The organism is Streptomyces chromofuscus, from assembly GCF_015160875.1.
Lineage (GTDB): Bacteria > Actinomycetota > Actinomycetes > Streptomycetales > Streptomycetaceae > Streptomyces > Streptomyces chromofuscus.
The window spans coordinates 5,328,003-5,346,780 of record NZ_CP063374.1 but is presented as its reverse complement, the minus strand read 5'-3'; the positions used below and the strand labels follow the sequence as shown (position 1 = coordinate 5,346,780).

18 protein-coding genes are annotated in these 18,778 nt (G+C 71.0%); 8 read left to right on the top strand and 10 right to left on the bottom strand.

Translation table 11 applies throughout. From position 1 onward, the window contains the following. Nucleotides 1-111 precede the first annotated feature (111 nt). The gene (locus IPT68_RS24235) at nucleotides 112-1,518 is read right to left on the bottom strand and encodes a family 2B encapsulin nanocompartment shell protein (protein ID WP_189696476.1); all 1,407 of its coding nucleotides are present in this window, start codon (nucleotides 1,516-1,518) and stop codon (nucleotides 112-114) included. Nucleotides 1,519-1,808: 290 nt separating this feature from the next. Here IPT68_RS24235 and IPT68_RS24230 point away from each other — a divergent pair, with 290 nt between their 5' ends. Together IPT68_RS24230 and IPT68_RS24225 are read left to right on the top strand one after the other, a co-directional pair. After that, nucleotides 1,809-2,399: a peptidoglycan recognition protein family protein gene (locus IPT68_RS24230; protein ID WP_189696475.1), complete on the top strand. Its 591-nt coding sequence runs from the start codon at nucleotides 1,809-1,811 to the stop codon at nucleotides 2,397-2,399. Between the two features lie 21 nt (nucleotides 2,400-2,420). Then, nucleotides 2,421-3,323, top strand: a complete 903-nt coding sequence (locus IPT68_RS24225; RefSeq protein ID WP_189696474.1) for a 1-aminocyclopropane-1-carboxylate deaminase/D-cysteine desulfhydrase — start codon at nucleotides 2,421-2,423, stop codon at nucleotides 3,321-3,323. 60 nt (nucleotides 3,324-3,383) lie between these two features. On the opposite strand, the gene IPT68_RS24220 is transcribed toward IPT68_RS24225, so the two are convergent. Next, nucleotides 3,384-4,976 carry a Na+/H+ antiporter gene (locus IPT68_RS24220; RefSeq protein WP_189696473.1) on the bottom strand — a complete coding sequence of 531 codons (1,593 nt, stop codon included), beginning with the start codon at nucleotides 4,974-4,976 and terminating at the stop codon, nucleotides 3,384-3,386. A 59-nt stretch (nucleotides 4,977-5,035) separates the two neighbouring features. Here IPT68_RS24220 and IPT68_RS24215 point away from each other — a divergent pair, with 59 nt between their 5' ends. The 3 genes from IPT68_RS24215 to IPT68_RS24205 all read left to right on the top strand — a co-directional run bounded on the left by IPT68_RS24215 (nucleotide 5,036) and on the right by IPT68_RS24205 (nucleotide 7,217). Then, on the top strand, nucleotides 5,036-5,296 hold the full coding sequence (locus tag IPT68_RS24215; RefSeq protein WP_189696472.1) for a UBP-type zinc finger domain-containing protein: 261 nt from the start codon (nucleotides 5,036-5,038) through the stop codon (nucleotides 5,294-5,296). Nucleotides 5,297-5,556: 260 nt separating this feature from the next. Then, nucleotides 5,557-5,970 carry an ATP-binding protein gene (locus IPT68_RS24210; protein WP_015657891.1) on the top strand — a complete coding sequence of 138 codons (414 nt, stop codon included), beginning with the start codon at nucleotides 5,557-5,559 and terminating at the stop codon, nucleotides 5,968-5,970. 17 nt (nucleotides 5,971-5,987) lie between these two features. Further along, the gene (locus IPT68_RS24205) at nucleotides 5,988-7,217 is read left to right on the top strand and encodes an RNA polymerase sigma factor SigF (RefSeq protein WP_189696683.1); all 1,230 of its coding nucleotides are present in this window, start codon (nucleotides 5,988-5,990) and stop codon (nucleotides 7,215-7,217) included. Between the two features lie 372 nt (nucleotides 7,218-7,589). Here the strand turns inward: IPT68_RS24205 and IPT68_RS24200 are convergent, their stop codons facing one another. Further along, entirely contained in the window at nucleotides 7,590-8,042 is a 453-nt protein-coding gene (locus IPT68_RS24200) for a hypothetical protein (RefSeq protein ID WP_189696471.1), read from the bottom strand. Between the two features lie 157 nt (nucleotides 8,043-8,199). Here IPT68_RS24200 and IPT68_RS24195 point away from each other — a divergent pair, with 157 nt between their 5' ends. Continuing rightward, nucleotides 8,200-9,168 (top strand): diacylglycerol/lipid kinase family protein, encoded by a 969-nt coding sequence (locus IPT68_RS24195; protein WP_189696470.1) that lies wholly within the window; start codon nucleotides 8,200-8,202, stop codon nucleotides 9,166-9,168. A gap of 317 nt (nucleotides 9,169-9,485) precedes the next feature. Then, complete coding sequence (locus tag IPT68_RS24190) at nucleotides 9,486-9,743, top strand: WhiB family transcriptional regulator (RefSeq protein WP_003992873.1); 258 nt, start codon at nucleotides 9,486-9,488, stop codon at nucleotides 9,741-9,743. A 195-nt stretch (nucleotides 9,744-9,938) separates the two neighbouring features. Here IPT68_RS24190 and IPT68_RS24185 read toward each other — a convergent pair whose 3' ends face one another. The 3 genes from IPT68_RS24185 to IPT68_RS24175 all read right to left on the bottom strand — a co-directional run bounded on the left by IPT68_RS24185 (nucleotide 9,939) and on the right by IPT68_RS24175 (nucleotide 13,077). Beyond that, complete coding sequence (locus IPT68_RS24185; RefSeq protein WP_189696682.1) at nucleotides 9,939-11,405, bottom strand: sensor histidine kinase; 1,467 nt, start codon at nucleotides 11,403-11,405, stop codon at nucleotides 9,939-9,941. A 350-nt stretch (nucleotides 11,406-11,755) separates the two neighbouring features. Further along, entirely contained in the window at nucleotides 11,756-11,926 is a 171-nt protein-coding gene (locus IPT68_RS24180; RefSeq protein ID WP_189696469.1) for a hypothetical protein, read from the bottom strand. Between the two features lie 62 nt (nucleotides 11,927-11,988). Further along, nucleotides 11,989-13,077, bottom strand: coding sequence for an SIS domain-containing protein (locus tag IPT68_RS24175; RefSeq protein WP_189696468.1), 1,089 nt, complete (start codon nucleotides 13,075-13,077; stop codon nucleotides 11,989-11,991). 381 nt (nucleotides 13,078-13,458) lie between these two features. Between IPT68_RS24175 and nagB the strand changes: the two genes are divergently transcribed. Further along, complete coding sequence (gene nagB / locus IPT68_RS24170) at nucleotides 13,459-14,244, top strand: glucosamine-6-phosphate deaminase (protein ID WP_189696467.1); 786 nt, start codon at nucleotides 13,459-13,461, stop codon at nucleotides 14,242-14,244. 455 nt (nucleotides 14,245-14,699) lie between these two features. On the opposite strand, the gene IPT68_RS24165 is transcribed toward nagB, so the two are convergent. From IPT68_RS24165 to IPT68_RS24150, 4 genes are all read right to left on the bottom strand, one after another. Next, nucleotides 14,700-15,251, bottom strand: a complete 552-nt coding sequence (locus IPT68_RS24165) for a DoxX family membrane protein (RefSeq protein ID WP_189696466.1) — start codon at nucleotides 15,249-15,251, stop codon at nucleotides 14,700-14,702. Between the two features lie 123 nt (nucleotides 15,252-15,374). Further along, the gene (locus tag IPT68_RS24160; protein ID WP_189696465.1) at nucleotides 15,375-16,907 is read right to left on the bottom strand and encodes a glycoside hydrolase family 3 protein; all 1,533 of its coding nucleotides are present in this window, start codon (nucleotides 16,905-16,907) and stop codon (nucleotides 15,375-15,377) included. 8 nt (nucleotides 16,908-16,915) lie between these two features. Beyond that, nucleotides 16,916-17,746, bottom strand: a complete 831-nt coding sequence (locus tag IPT68_RS24155; RefSeq protein WP_189696464.1) for a carbohydrate ABC transporter permease — start codon at nucleotides 17,744-17,746, stop codon at nucleotides 16,916-16,918. Beyond that, complete coding sequence (locus tag IPT68_RS24150) at nucleotides 17,743-18,729, bottom strand: carbohydrate ABC transporter permease (RefSeq protein ID WP_189696463.1); 987 nt, start codon at nucleotides 18,727-18,729, stop codon at nucleotides 17,743-17,745. Before IPT68_RS24150 ends, IPT68_RS24155 begins: the two co-directional genes overlap by 4 nt. Nucleotides 18,730-18,778: the final 49 nt, after the last annotated feature.

The window sequence follows — 18,778 nt, the reverse complement described above, 5'->3', positions numbered from 1 at the left end:
AGGTCCCCCCTCGGAGAGTCAGCGGACAGCGGCGCTCGTGCTCCGGCCGGACGCATACCCCGAGGTGTACCCGCCCCGACGGGCGGGGACACGACACACCGGCCGGGAAGGTCACCGCCAACGCCCGATCTCGACGTTCTCCAGCACGCCGAGCGCGTCCGGCACCAGGACCGCCGCCGAGTAGTAGGCCGTCACGAGGTACTTGATGACGGCCTGCTCGTTGATGCCCATGAACCGCACCGACAGGCTGGGCTCGAGCTCGTCCGGGATGCCGGACTGACGCAGACCGATCACGCCCTGGTCCGCCTCACCGAGACGCATCGCGATGATCGAGGTGGTCCGGGCCTCGGTGACCGGGATCTTGTTGCACGGGTAGATCGGGACACCGCGCCAGGTCGGGATGCGGTTGCCGCCGACGTCGATCGTCTCGGGCACCAGGCCCCGCTTGTTGAGCTCACGGCCGAACGCGGCGATCGCGCGCGGGTGGGCGAGGAGCATCTTGGTCCCGCGCCTGCGGCTCAGCAGCTCGTCCATGTCGTCCGGACTGGGCACACCGTCGTGCGGCTGGATGCGCTGGTCGTACTCGCAGTTGTTCAGCAGCCCGAACTCACGGTTGTTGACCAGCTCGTGTTCCTGGCGCTCCTTCAGCGCCTCGACCGTCAGCCGGAGTTGCTGCTCGGTCTGGTTCATCGGCTGGTTGTACAGGTCGGCCACGCGCGAGTGGATGCGCAGCACGGTCTGGGCGATGCTGAGTTCGTACTCGCGGGGCCGCGCCTCGTAGTCCACGAAGGTGTGCGGGATGTCCGGCTCGCCCTCGTGACCCGCCGCGAGGTCGATCTCCTTCTCGCCGTACTTGTTGGTGCGCTGCTGCGGAAGGGACCGTCGCCGCTCCAGGTGTTCGCGCAGCGAGTCCGCACGCTCGGCGAGCTGCTCGACGTCCTGGCGGGACAGGACGAGCACCGTGCAGGGGGTGATCGCGCGGGCCGTGTACTCCCAGATGGCGTCCGGGTCGAGGAGCGCCTGCTCGCCCAGGTACGCGCCGTCGGCGAGCACACCGAGGCTCTCGTCGTCGCCGTACGGGCCGGGGCCGACCTTCTCGACCCTGCCGTGCGCCAGCAGGTACACCTCGTCGGTCTGGTTGCCGAAGTCGGCGATCACGTCGCCCGCGGCGAACTCGCGCTGCTCGCACCGCCGGGCGAGCTCGGTCAGCACCTCCTCGTCCTCGTAGGACCGCAACGCCGGCAACTCGCCCAGCTCGGCGGGGATGACCTCGACACGGTCGCCGGTCTTCACGAAGGTGATGCGTCCGTCACCCACGGCGTAACTGAGCCGCCGGTTCACGCGGTACGTGCCGCCCTGCACGTCCACCCACGGCAGCATGCGCAGCAGCCAGCGCGAGCTGATCTCCTGCATCTGGGGTGCGGACTTGGTCGTGGTGGCCAGGTTCCGCGCGGCCGCGGTGCCGAGACTCTGCTGCGGCCTGGCCTGCTCCGTGCGGACCTCTTCGCCTACCGACATAAGGAATTGCCCTCCCGGTCATGCCCTGGCGGCTGTTTCGCCGGGCACCGATCTCCGCGGAGAAGCCTTCCAGCACGGAGCGTGATCGTGCTATTACCCGAAAGAGCGGGAATGGATCAACTCTCGCTGGGCAGACATGGGTTCCTCCTCGCACCCCCATGACCACACGCTGTGGCTGAATCGGCTCGCTCGCTGTACGAACGATGGGTTCCGTTTCCTCCCGCTTCGGTACAAGCAGCGTGTACAAGGCGGCCGCGTCGGGCGGTCGTCGCGCCGCGAAGGAGGCACTCATGGCCTCACCCCTGTCCGCGAACCGTTTCCTCGACTGCCTGCGGGACGAGGGCCTCACCGTCGTCGAGGTGGGCAACTGGAGAGAGCACAACCGCAATCACGTGGGCCCGTGGGGCCCCGTGCACGGCGTCATGATCCACCACACCGTCACCCGGGGCAGCGCCCGCACCGTGGCACTCTGCCGCGACGGCTACGAGGGCCTGCCCGGCCCGCTGTGCCACGGTGTCATCACCAAGGACGGCCGGGTCCACCTCGTCGGGTACGGCCGCGCCAACCACGCGGGCCTCGGCGACGACGACGTCCTGCGCGCGGTGATCGCGGAGAAGGCGCTGCCGCCGGACAACGAGAAGAACACCGACGGCAACCGCCACTTCTACGGCTTCGAGTGCGAGAACCTCGGCGACGGCGAGGACCCCTGGCCCGAGGCACAGCTGGAGGCCATCGAGCGGGCGGCCGCCGCGATCTGCCGCCGGCACGGCTGGACGCAGCGCTCGGTCATCGGCCACCTGGAGTGGCAGCCGGGGAAGGTGGACCCGCGCGGGTTCACGATGACCGCGATGCGGGCCCGGATCGCCGAGCGGCTGAAGTAGCCCACGGGTGACAATGGCGGGGTGACCAGCCCCGACGCCCTCGCGACCCTGCACCCGCGGCTCCCCTCCCCGGTGCGGGACGTGCACGACGACCGCTTCGCGCGGCGGGGCGTACGGCTCCTCCTCAAGCGCGACGACCTGATCCACCCCGACCTCGTCGGCAACAAGTGGCGCAAACTGTCGCCCAACCTCGCCGCGGCCGACGGCCGCCCGATCGTCACCTTCGGCGGCGCGTACTCCAACCATCTGCGCGCCACCGCGGCCGCGGGCCGCCTCCTCGGCCTCGCCACCGTCGGCGTGGTCCGCGGCCAGGAACTCGCCGACCGCCCCCTCAACCCCTCCCTCGCCCGGTGCGCGGCCGACGGCATGCGACTGCACTTCGTCGACAGGTCGACGTACCGACGCAAGACCGACCCGAACACCCTCGCCGCCCTGCTGCGCGCCGCCGGCGCCGAGGACGCGTACGTCGTCCCCGAGGGTGGCAGCAACTCCCCTGCCGTTCGGGGCTGCCAAGCGCTCGGCGAGGAGCTGCGCGGTCAGGCGGACGTCGTCGCGATCGCCTGCGGCACGGGGGGCACCCTCGCCGGACTGGCGGCGGGCCTCGCTCCCGGTCAGCGCGCGCTCGGCATACCGGTCCTCAAGGGCGGCTTCCTGACCTCCGGCATACGGTCGCTGCAAGCGGCGGCCTTCGGGGGACCGCGCGGCGACTGGCACCTCGACGACCGCTTCCACTTCGGCGGCTACGCGCGCACCCCACCGGAACTCGAGGCCTTCGCGGCGGACTTCGAGGACCGGCACGGGCTGCCCGTCGAGCGTCTGTATGTCGCCAAAATGCTGTACGGACTTGTCTCCCTGGCCGAGGAAGGCGCCTTCGCGCGCGGGAGCACGGTGGCGGCCGTCGTCACCGGCCGCCCCTTTCCCTGACCGGGCCCTCCCTCCGACTTCCCGACCGGGCCTTTCTCCGGCTCCCTCGTGCGGACGGACCTACGTCGCCTCCCGGTACGCCGCCGCCTCCTCGAGGTCGAGCCGACGCAACAGCGTCCGCAGCATCTCGTCGTCGATGTAGCGACCGTCGCGCAGCCTCACGAACATCTCGCGCTCGGCACTGATCATCTCGCTGGCCAGGCGGCGGTAGGTCTCGTCGGCGCTCTCGCCGGTGATGGGGTTGGGCTGGCCGAGGCGTTCCCAGACGGCGTTGCGGCGGCGCTCCAGGACGGCGCGCAGCCGCTCGGCGAGCGGTTCGGGCAGGGCGTTGCGCTCGTCGGCGAGAAGCTCGTCGAGACGGCGCTCGGCGGCACGCGAGGCCTGCGCCTGGGCGTTGGCCTCGGCGAGCGTCTCCGCCTGGACGTCCCGGCCGGGCAGTCTGAGGAGCCGGATCAGCGGGGGCAGGCTCAGGCCCTGCACGACGAGCGTGCCGATGACCGTCGTGAAGGTCAGGAAGAGGATCAGGTTGCGGCCGGGGAAGGGCTCGCCCGCCACGGTCTGCGGGATCGAGAAGGCGATGGCGAGCGAGACCACGCCCCGCATCCCGGCCCAGGAGATGACGAACGCGCCCTTCCAGGTGGGGGCCGCCTCCCGTTCCCGGATCCGCTCCGACATCATCCGCGGCAGGAAGATGGACGGGTACACCCACACGAACCGGGTCACGATGACCACCAGGAAGAGGGCGCACGCGTACCAGGCGGCCTCCGGCCCCTCATACTCCCCCAGTCCTTCGAGGACCACCGGCAGCTGGAGTCCGATCAGCGCGAACACCGACGATTCCAGGACGAACGCGACCATCTTCCAGACCGCGCCCTCCTGGAGGCGGGTCTGGAAGTCGACCTCCCACGCGCGGTGTCCGAGGTAGAGGGCGACCACGACGACCGCGAGGACGCCGGAGGCGTGCACCTGCTCGGCGACGGCGTACGCGACGAACGGGATCAGCAGGGAGAGGGTGTTCTGGAGGAGGGGCTCCTTCAGGTGGGTGCGCAGCCAGTGGATCGGCACCATGAGGACCAGTCCGACGACGACGCCGCCGACCGCCGCGAGCAGGAATTCGCCGATGCCGCCGGCCCAGGTCGCGCCCTCGCCGACGGCGGCCGCGAGGGCGACGCGGTAGGCGGTGATCGCGGTGGCGTCGTTCACCAGGGACTCGCCCTGCAGGATCGTGGTGATCCGGGACGGCAGTCCGACCCGGCGGGCGATCGCCGTGGCCGCGACCGCGTCCGGCGGCGCCACCACCGCGCCCAGCACCAGCGCCGCGGTCAGCGGCAGGCCCGGGACGAGCACATAGGCGGCCCAGCCCACGACGAAGGTCGCGAAGAGCACGTAGCCGACCGACAGCAGCGCGACGGGCCGCAGTTGCGCGCGCAGGTCCAGGTAGGAGCTCTCGGTGGCCGCGGTGTGCAGCAGCGGCGGGAGGATCAGCGGCAGCACGACGTGCGGGTCGAGGTGGTAGTCCGGGACTCCCGGGACGTACGAGACCACCAGTCCGGCCGCGACCAGTAGCAGCGGTGCCGGTACGGGGGTGCGCCGACCGGCCGCGGCGATCGCCGCACTGCCCGCCACCAGCATCAGCAGTGGCATTACGTCCATGGTTCTCGCCGCCCTCTTTCCCGCGCGGTCTTCCGCGCGACCGTCGTAACCTGGCAATCATGAAACAGTGCACGCACGCCGACGGCCTCCCCCACCCGGAACCCGGTGCCCTCAGCGACACCTGTCCCGTGTGCCTCGCCGAGGGAGTGCATCCCGTGCAGTTGCGGATGTGCCTCACCTGCGGTCATGTCGGCTGCTGCGACTCCTCGCCGGGGCGGCACGCGACGGACCATTTCAAGGAGTCCGGCCATCCGGTGATGCGGACGTTCGAACCGGGGGAAAATTGGCGATGGTGCTTTGTCGACCACGTCCTGGTGTGACCAGCCCGTGACCTCCCGGCCCGACGGTTCGAGCGTCTGACGTGTGGGTACGTCAACCCGGCGCGCGCTCTTCCCAATTGGGGGCGCCCACCCTCTAGCCACTGTGCGTGTTCATGTGTTTACTATGAGTGACAGCAAGGGGTTGGGGTCCCGGGGACAGGTAGGTTCCGAGCGCGGTAGCGTCACCGCTGAACATACTTCGCGTTACCCCGAGGGGCGACCCTCGGCCCCGTAGAGCTTGTACCACCTTGGAGGTGAGGGTGTCCCAGATCGCAGGCGAGCCCGCGACCCAGGACTTCGTGGAAGTCCGGCTGCCGGCTGCGGGTGCCTACCTGTCGGTGCTGCGGACGGCCACGGCCGGCCTCGCGGCCCGTTTGGACTTCACCCTCGACGAGATCGAGGACCTGCGCATCGCGGTGGACGAGGCCTGCGCGATCCTGCTCCAGCAGGCCGTGCCCGGTTCGGTGCTCAGCTGTGTCTTCCGGCTCGTCGACGACTCGCTGGAGGTCACCGTCTCGGCGCCCACGACGGACGGTCACGCCCCGTCGCGGGACACCTTCGCCTGGACCGTGCTGTCCGCCCTCGCGGGCAAGGTCTCCTCCGCCGTGGACGACGACAAGACCGTTTCGATCAGCCTCTACAAACAGCGCGGCGCGGGACCCGGGCCGGCGTGAGGAACGGGGACGGGCCGGTGCGGGACGAAGAGCGCGGCACACGGGAGCTGCCGACGGGGATGCCCTCGGGCGCCCCTGGCTCGGCCGGATCCGAGAGCTCGGGGAACGGTCCGATCGGCGCCCGTCGCACGGCGGGCGGCATCGACGGCATTCCCGAGCAGGCCCGGCCGCACCCGGAGGACGACTCCGACTCGACGGAGGACGGCTTCCTGGACGGCGGGCAGCGGGATCAGGAGGGCGCCGTGCGGAGTGCTCCCCTGGAACCGCGGATCGAGGTGTCCCCTGCCCATGGGGGTCCCCCCGCTCGAGCGTCGTCGAGAGCGGGGGACGAGACGAGGGCTCGGGGAAGGGCGACGGGCGGGACGATGAGCGAGCACGAGCGATACGCGGAGCAGGACGTGCAGGACGTGCCCGACGCGCAGCACGACGCACATGGCGCGCCCGCCACGGTCGGCACGGCGGCCGCACGCAACGCACAGCCCGCGCAGGACCCGCAGGACCGCAGCGGTGCGCGCGCCCTGTTCGTGGAGCTGCGCACGCTGAAGGAGGGCAGCCCGGAGTACGCCGAGCTGCGCAACCAGCTCGTCCGGATGCACCTGCCCCTCGTCGAGCACCTCGCGCGCCGCTTCCGCAACCGCGGCGAGCCGCTGGACGACCTCACCCAGGTCGCCACCATCGGCCTGATCAAGTCGGTCGACCGCTTCGACCCCGACCGAGGCGTCGAGTTCTCCACGTACGCGACGCCGACGGTCGTCGGCGAGATCAAGCGGCACTTCCGCGACAAGGGCTGGGCGGTGCGGGTGCCGCGCCGGCTGCAGGAGCTGCGTCTGTCGCTGACCACGGCGACCGCGGAACTGTCGCAGCTGCACGGCCGCTCCCCCACGGTCCACGAGCTCGCCGAGAAGCTGGCGATCTCCGAGGAGGAGGTCCTGGAGGGCCTGGAGTCCGCCAACGCGTACTCGACGCTGTCCCTGGACGTCCCCGACACCGACGACGAGTCCCCGGCTGTCGCCGACACCCTCGGCGCGGAGGACGAGGCGCTGGAGGGCGTCGAGTACCGGGAGTCGCTCAAGCCGCTCCTGGAGGACCTGCCGCCCCGTGAGAAGCGGATCCTGCTGCTGCGCTTCTTCGGCAACATGACCCAGTCGCAGATCGCGCAGGAGGTCGGCATCTCCCAGATGCACGTGTCCCGCCTCCTGGCCCGCACCCTGGCGCAGCTGCGGGAGAAGCTGCTGGTGGAGGAGTAACCGGAGCGACGCAAGGGAAACGTCGCTTCCGGGGTGGACGGCGCGAGCTCGGCGGCGTGAAGAGACCACGCCCACGGCGGACGGCTCGAGCCCGGCGCGCGTGGAGGCGGCCGACCGCTCGAGCCACGCCAAGTGGGAGGGTGCCGGCCGGGTGGGCAGCGTGGCCCCGGCGCCGGACGAGGCGCCGCCCGTCCGGAACGCCCGAGCCCGGGCGGACGGGGCGCCGCCCGCCCGGAGTGACGAGGCCCCGCGTCGGCAGAGGTTCCGCCCGCCCGGAGCGCGCAGCGTCGGCCCACGGGAAGGCGGCGCGACCGGGAAGGCGGCGTGACCGGGGAGACGACGCGCGGGACGGCGTCGGACCGCCCGCGACTGCTACTTGTCCGTGTTGCCGGGTCCCCGGATGCCGAGGGCCCTGGTGGTCTCGGGGTTGAGCAGCAGGATCAGGGACCCGACCGCGACGACGGCCAGCGCGATGCCGCCCGGGATGGCCATGCTGTCGGCCTGAAGCAGGTTGTAGGCCACGGGCAGCGCGATGATCTGCGTGATGAGGGCCGGGCCACGGCTCCAGCTGCGCCGGCCGAGCAGTCCGCGCGCGGCGAGCAGCGGCAGCAGCGCGAGCACGATCAGCGTGACACCGCCCGTCACGGCCTGCTGCCGGTCGTCCGGGTGCCCGGTCAGTCCGAGAACGAGGATCCAGACACCGCCGACCACGAGCGCGAGCCCCTCCAGCGCGGTCAGCGCCGCCGCCACGGTCAGCCGGACGGGACGGGGGCCGGCCTCTGCGGCGGCCTCGGAAGCGGGGGTGGGGTTCTGCTGTGAGCTCACTCCTGCAGGGTAGCCCTCGCACCGCCGACGCCTCGGAAGACCCCGGGGCACCACTGCGCGGCCGCCCACTCACCCGTGTCGGGACTCACGCCGCGATCTTCGCCGGATCCCCACTCCGGCCTGTGCCCGGTACCGCCCAGTAGGTACTCTGCGAGGCATGCGTGCACTTCTCGTGGTCAATCCGGCGGCAACCACCACAAGCGCACGTACGCGCGATGTCCTGATTCACGCGCTCGCCAGTGAGATGAAGCTGGAGGCGGTCACCACCGAGTACCGCGGGCACGCGCGCGACCTCGGCCGGCAGGCCGCCGAGAGCGACGACATCGACCTCGTGGTCGCCCTCGGCGGTGACGGTACGGTCAACGAGGTCGTCAACGGCCTCCTGCACAACGGCCCCGCGCCCGGCCACGTCCCGGGTCTCGCCGTGGTCCCCGGCGGTTCCACCAACGTCTTCGCCCGCGCCCTCGGCCTGCCCAACGACGCCGTCGAGGCCACCGGCGCCCTGCTGGACGCGCTGCGCGAGGGCAGCGAGCGGACCGTCGGACTGGGACTGACCTCCGGCACACCGGGCACGGAGGACGAGGCCGTGCCGTCCCGCTGGTTCACCTTCAACGCGGGGCTCGGCTTCGACGCCGGTGTCGTCGGCCGCGTCGAGCAGCAGCGCGAGCGCGGCAGGAAGTCGACGCACGCGCTCTACGTCCGTCAGGTGCTGCGCCAGTTGCTGGGCGAGCCGAGCCGCCGGACGGGGTCGATCAGCCTGGAGCGGGCGGGCGAGGACCCGGTGACGGATCTGCTCCTGTGCATAGCGTCGAACACCGCCCCCTGGACGTTCCTCGGCAATCGTCCGATGTACGCCTCGCCGCAGGCCTCGTTCGACACCGGACTGGATGTGTTCGGCCTGACCCGGATGTCGACGGCCGCGGTTGCCCGGTATGGCACCCAGTTGCTCACTTCGTCCCCCGAGCGCGGACCCCATGGCAAGCACGCCGTGTCCCTGCACGATTTGAGCGAGTTCACCTTGCATTCGAAGGTGCCGCTGCCCCTTCAGATGGACGGTGACCACCTCGGGCTGCGCACCAGCGTGACGTTCACAGGCGTACGCCGTGCACTGCGTGTGATTGTGTGAGCAGAAGGGGCCAAAGTCCTTTCACTCGAACGTTTAGGCCAGGATCCACCCCATGGAAGTACGGCTGTGACCTAGTCGACACCGAGGAATCAAAAAAAACTTTCCGGAAGGGGTTGTATCCGTCGCCGAGGTTTGCGAGTCTCTACGTGGCGATCGGGACGGCCCGCAACACCGGCCTCCACAGATCACCGGAACCCCTCTTCACAACCAAGGACCACGCCGGGGAAGACTCGGCGGTAGGCCCTTCACTTGTTGAGGGATTCGTGAAAGCGTTCACATTCACAATCTTCACGTAATACCAAGGAGAGGTAGCAGCCATGGACTGGCGTCACAACGCCGTTTGCCGCGAGGAAGACCCCGAGCTCTTCTTCCCCATCGGCAACACCGGTCCTGCGCTGCTGCAGATCGAGGAAGCCAAGGCCGTCTGCCGTCGCTGCCCGGTTATCGAGCAGTGTCTGCAGTGGGCGCTCGAGTCCGGCCAGGACTCCGGCGTCTGGGGTGGTCTCAGCGAGGACGAGCGCCGCGCCATGAAGCGCCGCGCCGCCCGCAACCGGGCCCGTCAGGCCTCCGCCTGACACACCCACCCCGCTGACAGCCTGAGCTTGGCGGCGCGTACAGCGAGTACGCATCTCCCGCCCCCGAGCCGCAGCGCGCAGTACCCCCAATGCGCTTACAGCGAGCACTGGCCCCGGACCGTCAGGTCCGGGGCTTTTTGCTGTACCGAGGCCCTTGCGACCGAGGAACGCCCGTCACTTCCGGTGGACGGCCGGTCACTTCTGCGCGCGTACCGGGATGTCCAAGATGACCTGCGTGCCGCGCTCCGGCGCCGGGACCATGTCGAACGTACCGCCCAACTCGCCCTCCACCAGCGTCCGTACGATCTGCAGGCCGAGGTTGCCGGAGGTGCGCGGGTCGAAACCCTCGGGCAGGCCGACCCCGTCGTCCTGCACCGTCACCAGCAGGCGCGCCTCCTTCGTCGTACCGCCCCGCACGGCCGACACCTCGACCGTGCCGGTGTCGCCCTCGCGGAAGCCGTGCTCCAGCGCGTTCTGCAACACCTCGGTGAGCACCATCGACAGCGGGGTGGCGACCTCGGCGTCCAGGATGCCGAAGCGGCCGCTGCGCCGGCCGGTGACCTTGCCCGGGGAGATCTCGGCGACCATCGCCAGCACCCGGTCGGCGATCTCGTCGAACTCCACGCGCTCGTCCAGGTTCTGGGAGAGCGTCTCGTGCACGATCGCGATGGAGCCGACCCGGCGCACCGCCTCGTCCAGGGCCGCGCGGCCCCGCTCGGACTCGATGCGGCGGGCCTGCAGGCGCAGCAGGGCGGCCACCGTCTGGAGGTTGTTCTTCACCCGGTGGTGGATTTCCCGGATGGTCGCGTCCTTGGTGATCAACTCCCTCTCGCGGCGGCGCAGTTCGGTGACGTCCCGGAGCAGCACGAGCGAACCGATGCGGGTGCCCTTGGGCTTGAGCGGAATGGCCCGGAACTGGATGACCCCGTCGTTGGCCTCGATCTCGAACTCGCGCGGCGCCCATCCGCTGGCCACCTTGGCCAGCGCTTCGTCCACCGGCCCCCGGGTGGGTGCGAGTTCGGCGGTCGTACGGCCCAGGTGGTGGCCGACCAGGTCGGCGGCGAGGCCCATACGGTGGTAGGCGGACAGCGCGTTCGGGGAGGCGTACTGGACGATGCCGTCCGCGTCGAGCCGGATCAGGCCGTCGCCCACGCGGGGCGAGGCATCCATGTCGAGCTGCTGGTTCGCGAAGGGGAAGGCGCCGGCCGCGATCATCTGTGCCAGGTCCGAGGCGCTCTGGAGGTACGTGAGCTCCAGACGGCTCGGGGTGCGCACGGTGAGGAGGTTGGTGTTGCGGGCGATGACACCGAGGACGCGTCCTTCCCGTCGCACCGGGATCGACTCGACCCGGACCGGGACCTCCTCGCGCCACTCCGGGTCGCCCTCGCGCACGATCCTGCCCTCGTCGAGCGCGGCGTCCAGCATCGGGCGGCGGCCGCGCGGGACGAGGTGGCCGACCATGTCGTCCTGGTAGGAGGTGGGACCGGTGTTGGGCCGCATCTGCGCGACGGAGACATAACGGGTGCCGTCGCGGGTGGGAACCCACAGGACCAGGTCGGCGAAGGACAGGTCGGAGAGCAGCTGCCACTCCGAGACCAGCAGATGGAGCCACTCGAGATCGGAGTCGTCGAGGGCGGTGTGCTGGCGGACCAGTTCGTTCATGGAGGGCACGTCTGCGAGCGTACCCGGGGGTCTGTGCAGGTCCTAAAAGTGACGGTACGGCCCGGAGACACCCGCGGGCCGCGGCGCCTGGGAGGGACCCTCAACCCTCCCGGCACCGCAGCCCGGAGCAGCATCGGCCGTGGGGTGTGCGGTCCCGGTCGGCCGAAGGATGAGGAGCCGGGGCAGTCAGGGCAGAGAGCACCGGTTCCTCGGTCCGCCTTCCTGTGCGGGGAAGACGGAGGCTCTTGGTGTTTGCGTCCCTCACGCATTCTGGACTAGACCACTTTGCCGTGTCCATGCGTCGGGGGCGGTTTGTTGTTGAAGGCTGTGTGGAGTTGGCGCTTCGCAGCCTAACCCGCCCGGCTCATGTACGGGGCCAGATGGGCCATGGCAATTTCCGCGAGAGCCTCCAGTTCCTCGCGGCTCGCGCCGTCGCACGCCTGTGGGGACACGCCCCGCATCACCGCGCCGGTGCGGCGGGCGACGGGCCCGATGTCGACGCCGGGGACGGAACGACCCACGACTATGTTCGCTTTCGTACTGATTTGACTGTCGTGATGCCGTACCCGCCCGCGACCCCTGTTCAGTGCGTCTCCGTCACCTTCGCCAGGGCGCGGGGGGCGTCCGGGTCCTGGCCGCGGGCGATCGCGACCTCGTGGGCGAGCAACTGCAGGGGGACGATCTCCAGGATGGGCTGGACCTCCTCGGCGACCTCCTCGGTGGGCAGGACGAAACCGGCGGAGGCGACCTCGACCTGGCTCCTGGGGCCGATGACGACCAGGTCGGCGCCCCGGCCGCGCAACCGGTCGAGGACGGGCTGGAGCGCCTGCCCGCCCTTGCCGTCGGGGACCACCGCGATGACCGGGGAGACGTTGTCGACCATGGCGAGCGGGCCGTGCAGAAGGTCGGCGCCGGAGTAGGAGAGGGCGGGGATGTAGCTGGTCTCCATCAGCTTCAGGGCCGCCTCCTTGGCCGTGGGGTAGCCGTAGCCGCGCGAGGTGATCACCATGCGCTCGGCGAAGCGGTAGCGGGCGGCCAGGGTGCGGATCTCGCCGTGCCGGGCGAGCAGGTGCTCGGCGAGGTCGGGCAGCACCTTCGCCGGAGCGCCGTCGCCGCCGCGCAGTCCCTCGACGAAGAGGTAGAGCGCGAGGAGTGAGGCGGTGTACGTCTTCGTCGCGGGGAGCGCCTTCTCCGGACCGGCCAGGATGTCGATGTGGTACTCGGAGACGCCGGCCAGCGCGGAGTCGGGATGGTTGGTCACCGCGAGGGTGATCGCGCCGGCCTCGCGGGCGGCCCGGGTGGAGGCGACCAGGTCGGGGGAACCGCCGGACTGGCTGACGGTGACGACGAGGACGTCGGTGAGGTCGGGGCGGGCGCCGTAGGCCGTGGTGGTGGACATCGAGGTGAGGCCGCAGGGCAGGCCGAGGCGGATTTCCAGGAGGTACTTGGCGTAGAGGGCGGCGTTGTCGGAGGTGCCGCGGGCGGTCAGCAGGACGAAGCGGGGTGCGCGGGCGGCGATGTCCTGGGCCACCTGGCGGATGGCGGGAACCCCTTTCTCCAGGATCCGGCGCAGTACCGCGGGCTGCTGGCCCATCTCACGCGCCATGATCCGGCCGGGGACCTCGCTGTGGGGGGCGTGGGGGTCGTGAGGGTACGGGGTCGTGGCGGTCATGTGACTTCCTCTGCGTCTGCGTCGGCCCAGTGTCACTGTGGCCGCATCGCGGTGGTGCGGTGCGGCGCCGTCGTGTTTTCCCGCCGGAGCGCTGCCCGCGCACGCCGGAGCGATGTCGGCTCCCGCCGGTGCGATGCCGTGGGTTCGCCGGAGCGCTGCCGTGCGTTCACCGAAGCGCTGACGTGCTCTTCTTCGAAGCGCCGCCGTGGCTTCCGACAGCACCATTCCACTCCCTCACCCCGGTTCGCGCCTCCCCTAAAGACGTCCTGGAGGGCTTGTCTTCGCCTGGGTCAGGACACACCCTCTCTGTTAGATTGGTCTAAACCACATGGCCCCTTCCGGGTGCCCTTCGAGTCCCCTCTCCAGATCGGCAGGCCCAGCGTGGAAGTTGTCATCGTTCCCGACGCCGAGGCGGGCGGCGAGTTGATCGCCGAGGCCATGGCGGAGCTGCTCGGGCGCAAGCCCGACGCCCTGCTCGGCGTGGCCACCGGCTCGACGCCGCTGCCCGTCTACCAGGCGCTGGCGGCCAGGGTGCGGTCCGGCACGGTGGACACCTCACGGGCGCGGATAGCGCAGCTCGACGAGTACGTGGGCCTGCCCGCCGAGCATCCGGAGTCGTACCGGTCGGTGCTGCGGCGTGAGGTGCTGGAACCGCTCGCGATCGAGATGGACGCGTTCATGGGGCCCGACGGGACGGCCGAGGACGTCCCCGCCGCGTGCACGGCGTACGACCGGGCGCTGGCCGAGGCCGGCGGGGTGGACCTGCAGTTGCTGGGGATCGGGACGGACGGGCACATCGGCTTCAACGAGCCGTGCTCCTCACTCGCCTCGCGCACCCGGATCAAGACGCTGACTGAGCAGACGCGGATCGACAACGCGCGGTTCTTCGACGGCGACATCGACCAGGTGCCGCATCACGTCATCACCCAGGGCATCGGGACGATCCTCGAGGCCCGGCACCTGGTGCTGCTGGCGACGGGTGAGGGGAAGGCGGACGCGGTCGCGGCGACGGTGGAGGGACCGGTCGCGGCGGTGTGCCCGGCCTCGGCGCTGCAGTTGCACCCGCACGCCACCGTGGTGGTCGACGAGGCCGCCGCGTCCAAGCTGAAGCTGGCGGACTACTTCCGGCACACCTATGCGAACAAGCCGGAGTGGCAGGGTATGTAGCCGACGGGTGTCGTGATCGCGGACCGGCGTGGTGATCGTCGAGGCCGGGTGATCGACGCGGTGAGCCTCGGACCGGCGTGGCGATCGGCGGGCTGATGAGCGTGCCGGTCGTGCGGTCGGCGGCGTGGGTGCGGCCCGGTGTGACGCCGTGCGGTTTCGTGGGAGGGCGCGCCGGCTGTCGTGACCGGGCCTCGCCTCATGTCTGCCTGCCGGGAGCCGCCCGGCGTGAGCGGGACGACCCGCGGCCCGGGCTCCGCTCTCACACGAACGCCAGCGTCGTGACCGGGCCTCGCCTCATGTCTGCCTGCCGGGAGCCGCCCGGCGTGAGCGGGACGACCCGCGGCCCGGGCTCCGCTCTCACACGAACGCCAGCGTCGTGACCGGGCCTCGCCTCATGTCTGCCTGCCGGGAGCCGCCCGGCGTGAGCGGGACGACCCGCGACCCGGGCTCCGCTCTCACACGAACACCAGCACCAGCGCGCCCCCGAGCACACCGAGGCCCAGGGCGACACAGAACGGGATCCAGCCGCCGTTGCGCCAGGGGAAGAAGGTGTCCAGCGAGATGCTGCCGGGGCCCACGGCGGCGATGGCGACCGCGGCGACGGCGAGGAGCATGGGGTAGGCGAACGACGGCGGACCGGCCGGCCACAGGCTGTACTGGGGCGCCACCACCATGGCGTGGAACATCACCCCGATCGCGGCCGCCGCCGCCAGCGGAGTGAGCAGCCCCGCGGCCAGGCCCAGGCCGCCGAGGAGCTCGGAGGCTCCCGCCAGGCCGGCGAAGAAGACACCCGGCTCGTATCCCTGCTCGGCGAAGCCCTTGCCGGTGGCGTCGAGCCCCGCCCCGCCGAACAGACCGAACAGTTTCTGCGAGCCGCTGCCCGCCAGGATCAGGCCCGCCGCCAGCCGCAGGAGGAGGATTCCCACATCGGCCGCGCCCACCACGGGCGGCGACGGTCCCCGGTCGAGCGCTGCGGATTCGCGTGATCGTGGGGTGAGGGGTGTCATCACGGCATCACCTCCGGGCACGGCCCTCGGTGCGGACTCACCCTTTCGATCCTCCTCTCCCCGGACGAGGACGTCCAAAGGAGCGGCGGCGGACGGCGTCCCGCCCGACCGGACCACGGACCCTCACGCCCCGGCGACGACCTCCGCCGCCGCCCTTCCGCACACCCGGGCCGCGCCGTACGTCGCGATGTGCAGCGCGCCCCGGGGGGCCGCCTGCGGGACGCCCATCTCGACGACGATCGTGTCCGGGCGCGCACGGAGCAGCGTGTCGAGGGCCGCCGCCATCCACGGGTGCCGGTGTTCGTCGCGCACGACCGCCACGATGCGGCGCTCCCCCGCCGCCGACAGGGCGGCGCTGCCCGCGTCCGCTCCCGTGAACGTGCCCGCCTCCGTGCCGGGGAGCAGGGCGGTCAGTTCCGCCGCGACGCCCCACGGGGTCTCGTCGCCGACGGCGATGTTGGCGACGGGGGTGAGGGCCGCGACGTAGGGGGGCGCGGTGAGGGGCGTGAAGGCATCCCCACCGGTGACCTTCAGCGCCCTTCGCGCCGCGCGCAGGCCCACGTCACCGTCCGCGCCGGCCTGCGTCCCCGCCTGCCCTGCGACCTGCCCCCCGGCCTGCCCCGCGGGCCGCGCGCCCGCCGCCGTCGGGCTCGCCCAGGTCGCCAGCCGGCGTACGCGGTCCGCCGCGTCCGCCAGCCGTTCCTCGGGGAGTTCACCGGCCCGCACCGCCGCCACGAGGGCGTCGCGCAGGCGCCGTACCGTCTCGTCGTCGGCCAGGCCGCCGCCCACGCAGATCGCGTCCGCGCCGGCCGCGACGGCGAGGACGCTGCCGCGTTCGATGCCGTAGGTGCCCGCGATGGCCTGCATCTCCATGCCGTCGGTGACGATCAGGCCGTCGTAGCCGAGGTCGCCGCGGAGCAGTTCCGTGAGCACCCTGCCCGACAGCGTCGCCGGGCGCTCCGGGTCGAGGGCGGGGACGAGGATGTGGGCGCTCATCACGGCCCGCGTGCCCGCCGCGATGGCCGCGCGGAACGGGGCCAGCTCCCGGTCCCCGAGCACGGCCGTGTCCGCGTCGATGCGGGGGAGGGCGTGGTGGGAGTCGACGTTCGTGTCGCCGTGGCCGGGGAAGTGCTTGGTGCACGCCGCCACGCCCGCCGACTGGAGGCCGGTGACGTAGGCCGCGGTGTGGCGGGCGACCAGCGCCGGGTCGGCGCCGAACGACCGCACGCCGATGACGGGGTTCACCGGGTTGGAGTTCACGTCCGCCGACGGGGCCCAGTTGAGGTTCACCCCGCACGAGGCGAGGCGGCGGCCCAGTTCCGCGGCCACCTCCCGCGTCAGCTCGACGTCGTCCACCGCGCCGAGCGCGTGGTTGCCGGGGAAGGAGGAGCCCGTGCGCACCTCCAGGCGTGTGACGTCACCGCCCTCCTCGTCGATGGCGACCAGGACGTCGTCCCGTTCCGCCCGCAACTGTGCGGTCAGGGCAGAGAGTTGCTCGGGCGAGGCAATGTTGCGGCCGAACAGGCCGACCGAGGCGAGGCCCTCGCCGAGGCGGCGCAGCAGCCAGTCGGGGGCCGCCGTCCCGGTGAAGCCGGGCTGGAGGACCGTCAGCGCGTCCCGGGTCAGCGTGTCGGTGTCGCTGGCGAATGTGGTCATGGAGGGTGCTATCCCTTCACCGCGCCGGCGGTCAGACCACTGACGGCCCTGCGCTGCAGGAAGACGAAGAGGATGAGGATCGGGATCGCGAACAGCGAGGACGCCGCCATGGTCGCGCCCCAGTCGTTGCCGAAGACGCTCTGGAAGCTGGTCAGCCACAGCGGCAGCGTCTGGGCCTCGGCGTCCTTGTTCAGCACCAGGACCAGCGGCAGCTCGTTCCAGGCGGTGATGAAGCCGAACATCGAGGTGGCCATCAGGCCCGGTGCGAGCAGCGGCAGGATGACCCGGCGGAAGGCCTGCACCCGGGTGCAGCCGTCGACCATCGCCGCCTCCTCCAGCTCCACGGGCACGGCGGCGACGAAGCCGCGCAGCGTCAGGATGGTGAAGGGCAGGATCATCATCATGTAGAAGGCGGTCAGCGGCACGAGGCTGTTCAGCATCGAGGCGTCGCGCACGATCATGTACATCGCGATGATCATGACTTCCCAGGGCGCCATCTGCGCGACCATGAAGCCGATGACGAAGCCGCGCCGCCCCCGGAAGCGCATCCGCGCCAGGGCGAAGGAGCCGGCCAGCGCGATGACCAGGGAGAAGAGCACGGCGAGGGCGGTCACGGTCAGGGAGTTGGTGACGAACGTCCAGAAGTGGTCGGCGTCGACCGCGGTCTTGAAGTGGTCGAGGGTGACGTCCGTCGGGAACCAGACCGGGTCCTCGGCGATGATGTCGCCGGTCGGCTTGAAGGCCGTGGCGAACATCCAGTAGACGGGGAAGACGAAGCCGACGAACAACACGACGGCCGTGACGTTGGGCCACAGGCGGCCGAAGAGCGAGCGCTTCACAGCTCGTCCTCCTCTTGCTTGAGCACGATCCTGAGGTAGTAGGCGGTCAGTCCGAGCAGGATCAGGATGGTCAGGACGGCGATCGCGGCGCCCATGCCGTAGTGCTGGTTGCCGACGCCCTCGACGTAGGCGTAGACGGGCAGGATCTCGGTGAGCCGGTCGGGACCGCCGCCGTTGATGGTGAAGACCTGCACGAACGCCTTGAAGATCCAGATGATCTCCAGGAACGTCGTCGCGTAGAGGAAGGGCCGCAGGAACGGCATGGTGACCGTCGTGAAGCTGCGCCATGCGCCGGCGCCGTCGAGGGAGGCGGCCTCGTACAGCTCGTTCGGGATGGTGGTGGTCGCCGCGTAGAGGTTGATCGCGACGAACGGGATCGACATCCACACGATCAGCAGGGTGACGACGAAGAAGGTCGACATCTGGCTGCTGGTCCAGCTGTAGTCGGCCATCGAGTGCCAGCCCAGCTTGTCCAGCACCCAGTTGACGACGCCGAAGCGCTGGGCGAACAGCCACTGGTAGACGGTGCTCGCCGCGACGACCGGCATGGCCCACGCCAGCACCAGGCCGAGCAGCAGCGTCAGCCGCATCCGCCTGCCGAGCCGGGCGAGCAGCAGGCCGACCAGCGTGCCCAGGACCATGGTCAGGGCGACGTTGACCGCCGTGAACAGGATCGAGCGCAGGGTGACCCGCCAGAAGTCCTCGCCGGTGAGGACCTCCTGGTAGTTCTCGATGCCGTTCCACTCGGTGGCGTGCTGGATGAGCTGCGCCATGTTGAGGTTCTGGAAGGACAGCAGGACGTCCTTCACCAGCGGCCAGCCGAGCAGCAGCACGGTGGCCGCGCAGGCCGGCAGCAGCAACAAGTACGGGACGGACCCGCCGAGGCGTCCCGCGGCGCGCGGCCGGGGCTCGCCGGAGGCCGAGCCGCCGGGTTTGCGCACCTCCACCGGACCGGAGGGCGGCAGTTCGGTCTGCACGGTCATGCTCGCGATCTCTCTCTCGACCTACGTGAACCGGGGGGCGGGGGCCGTA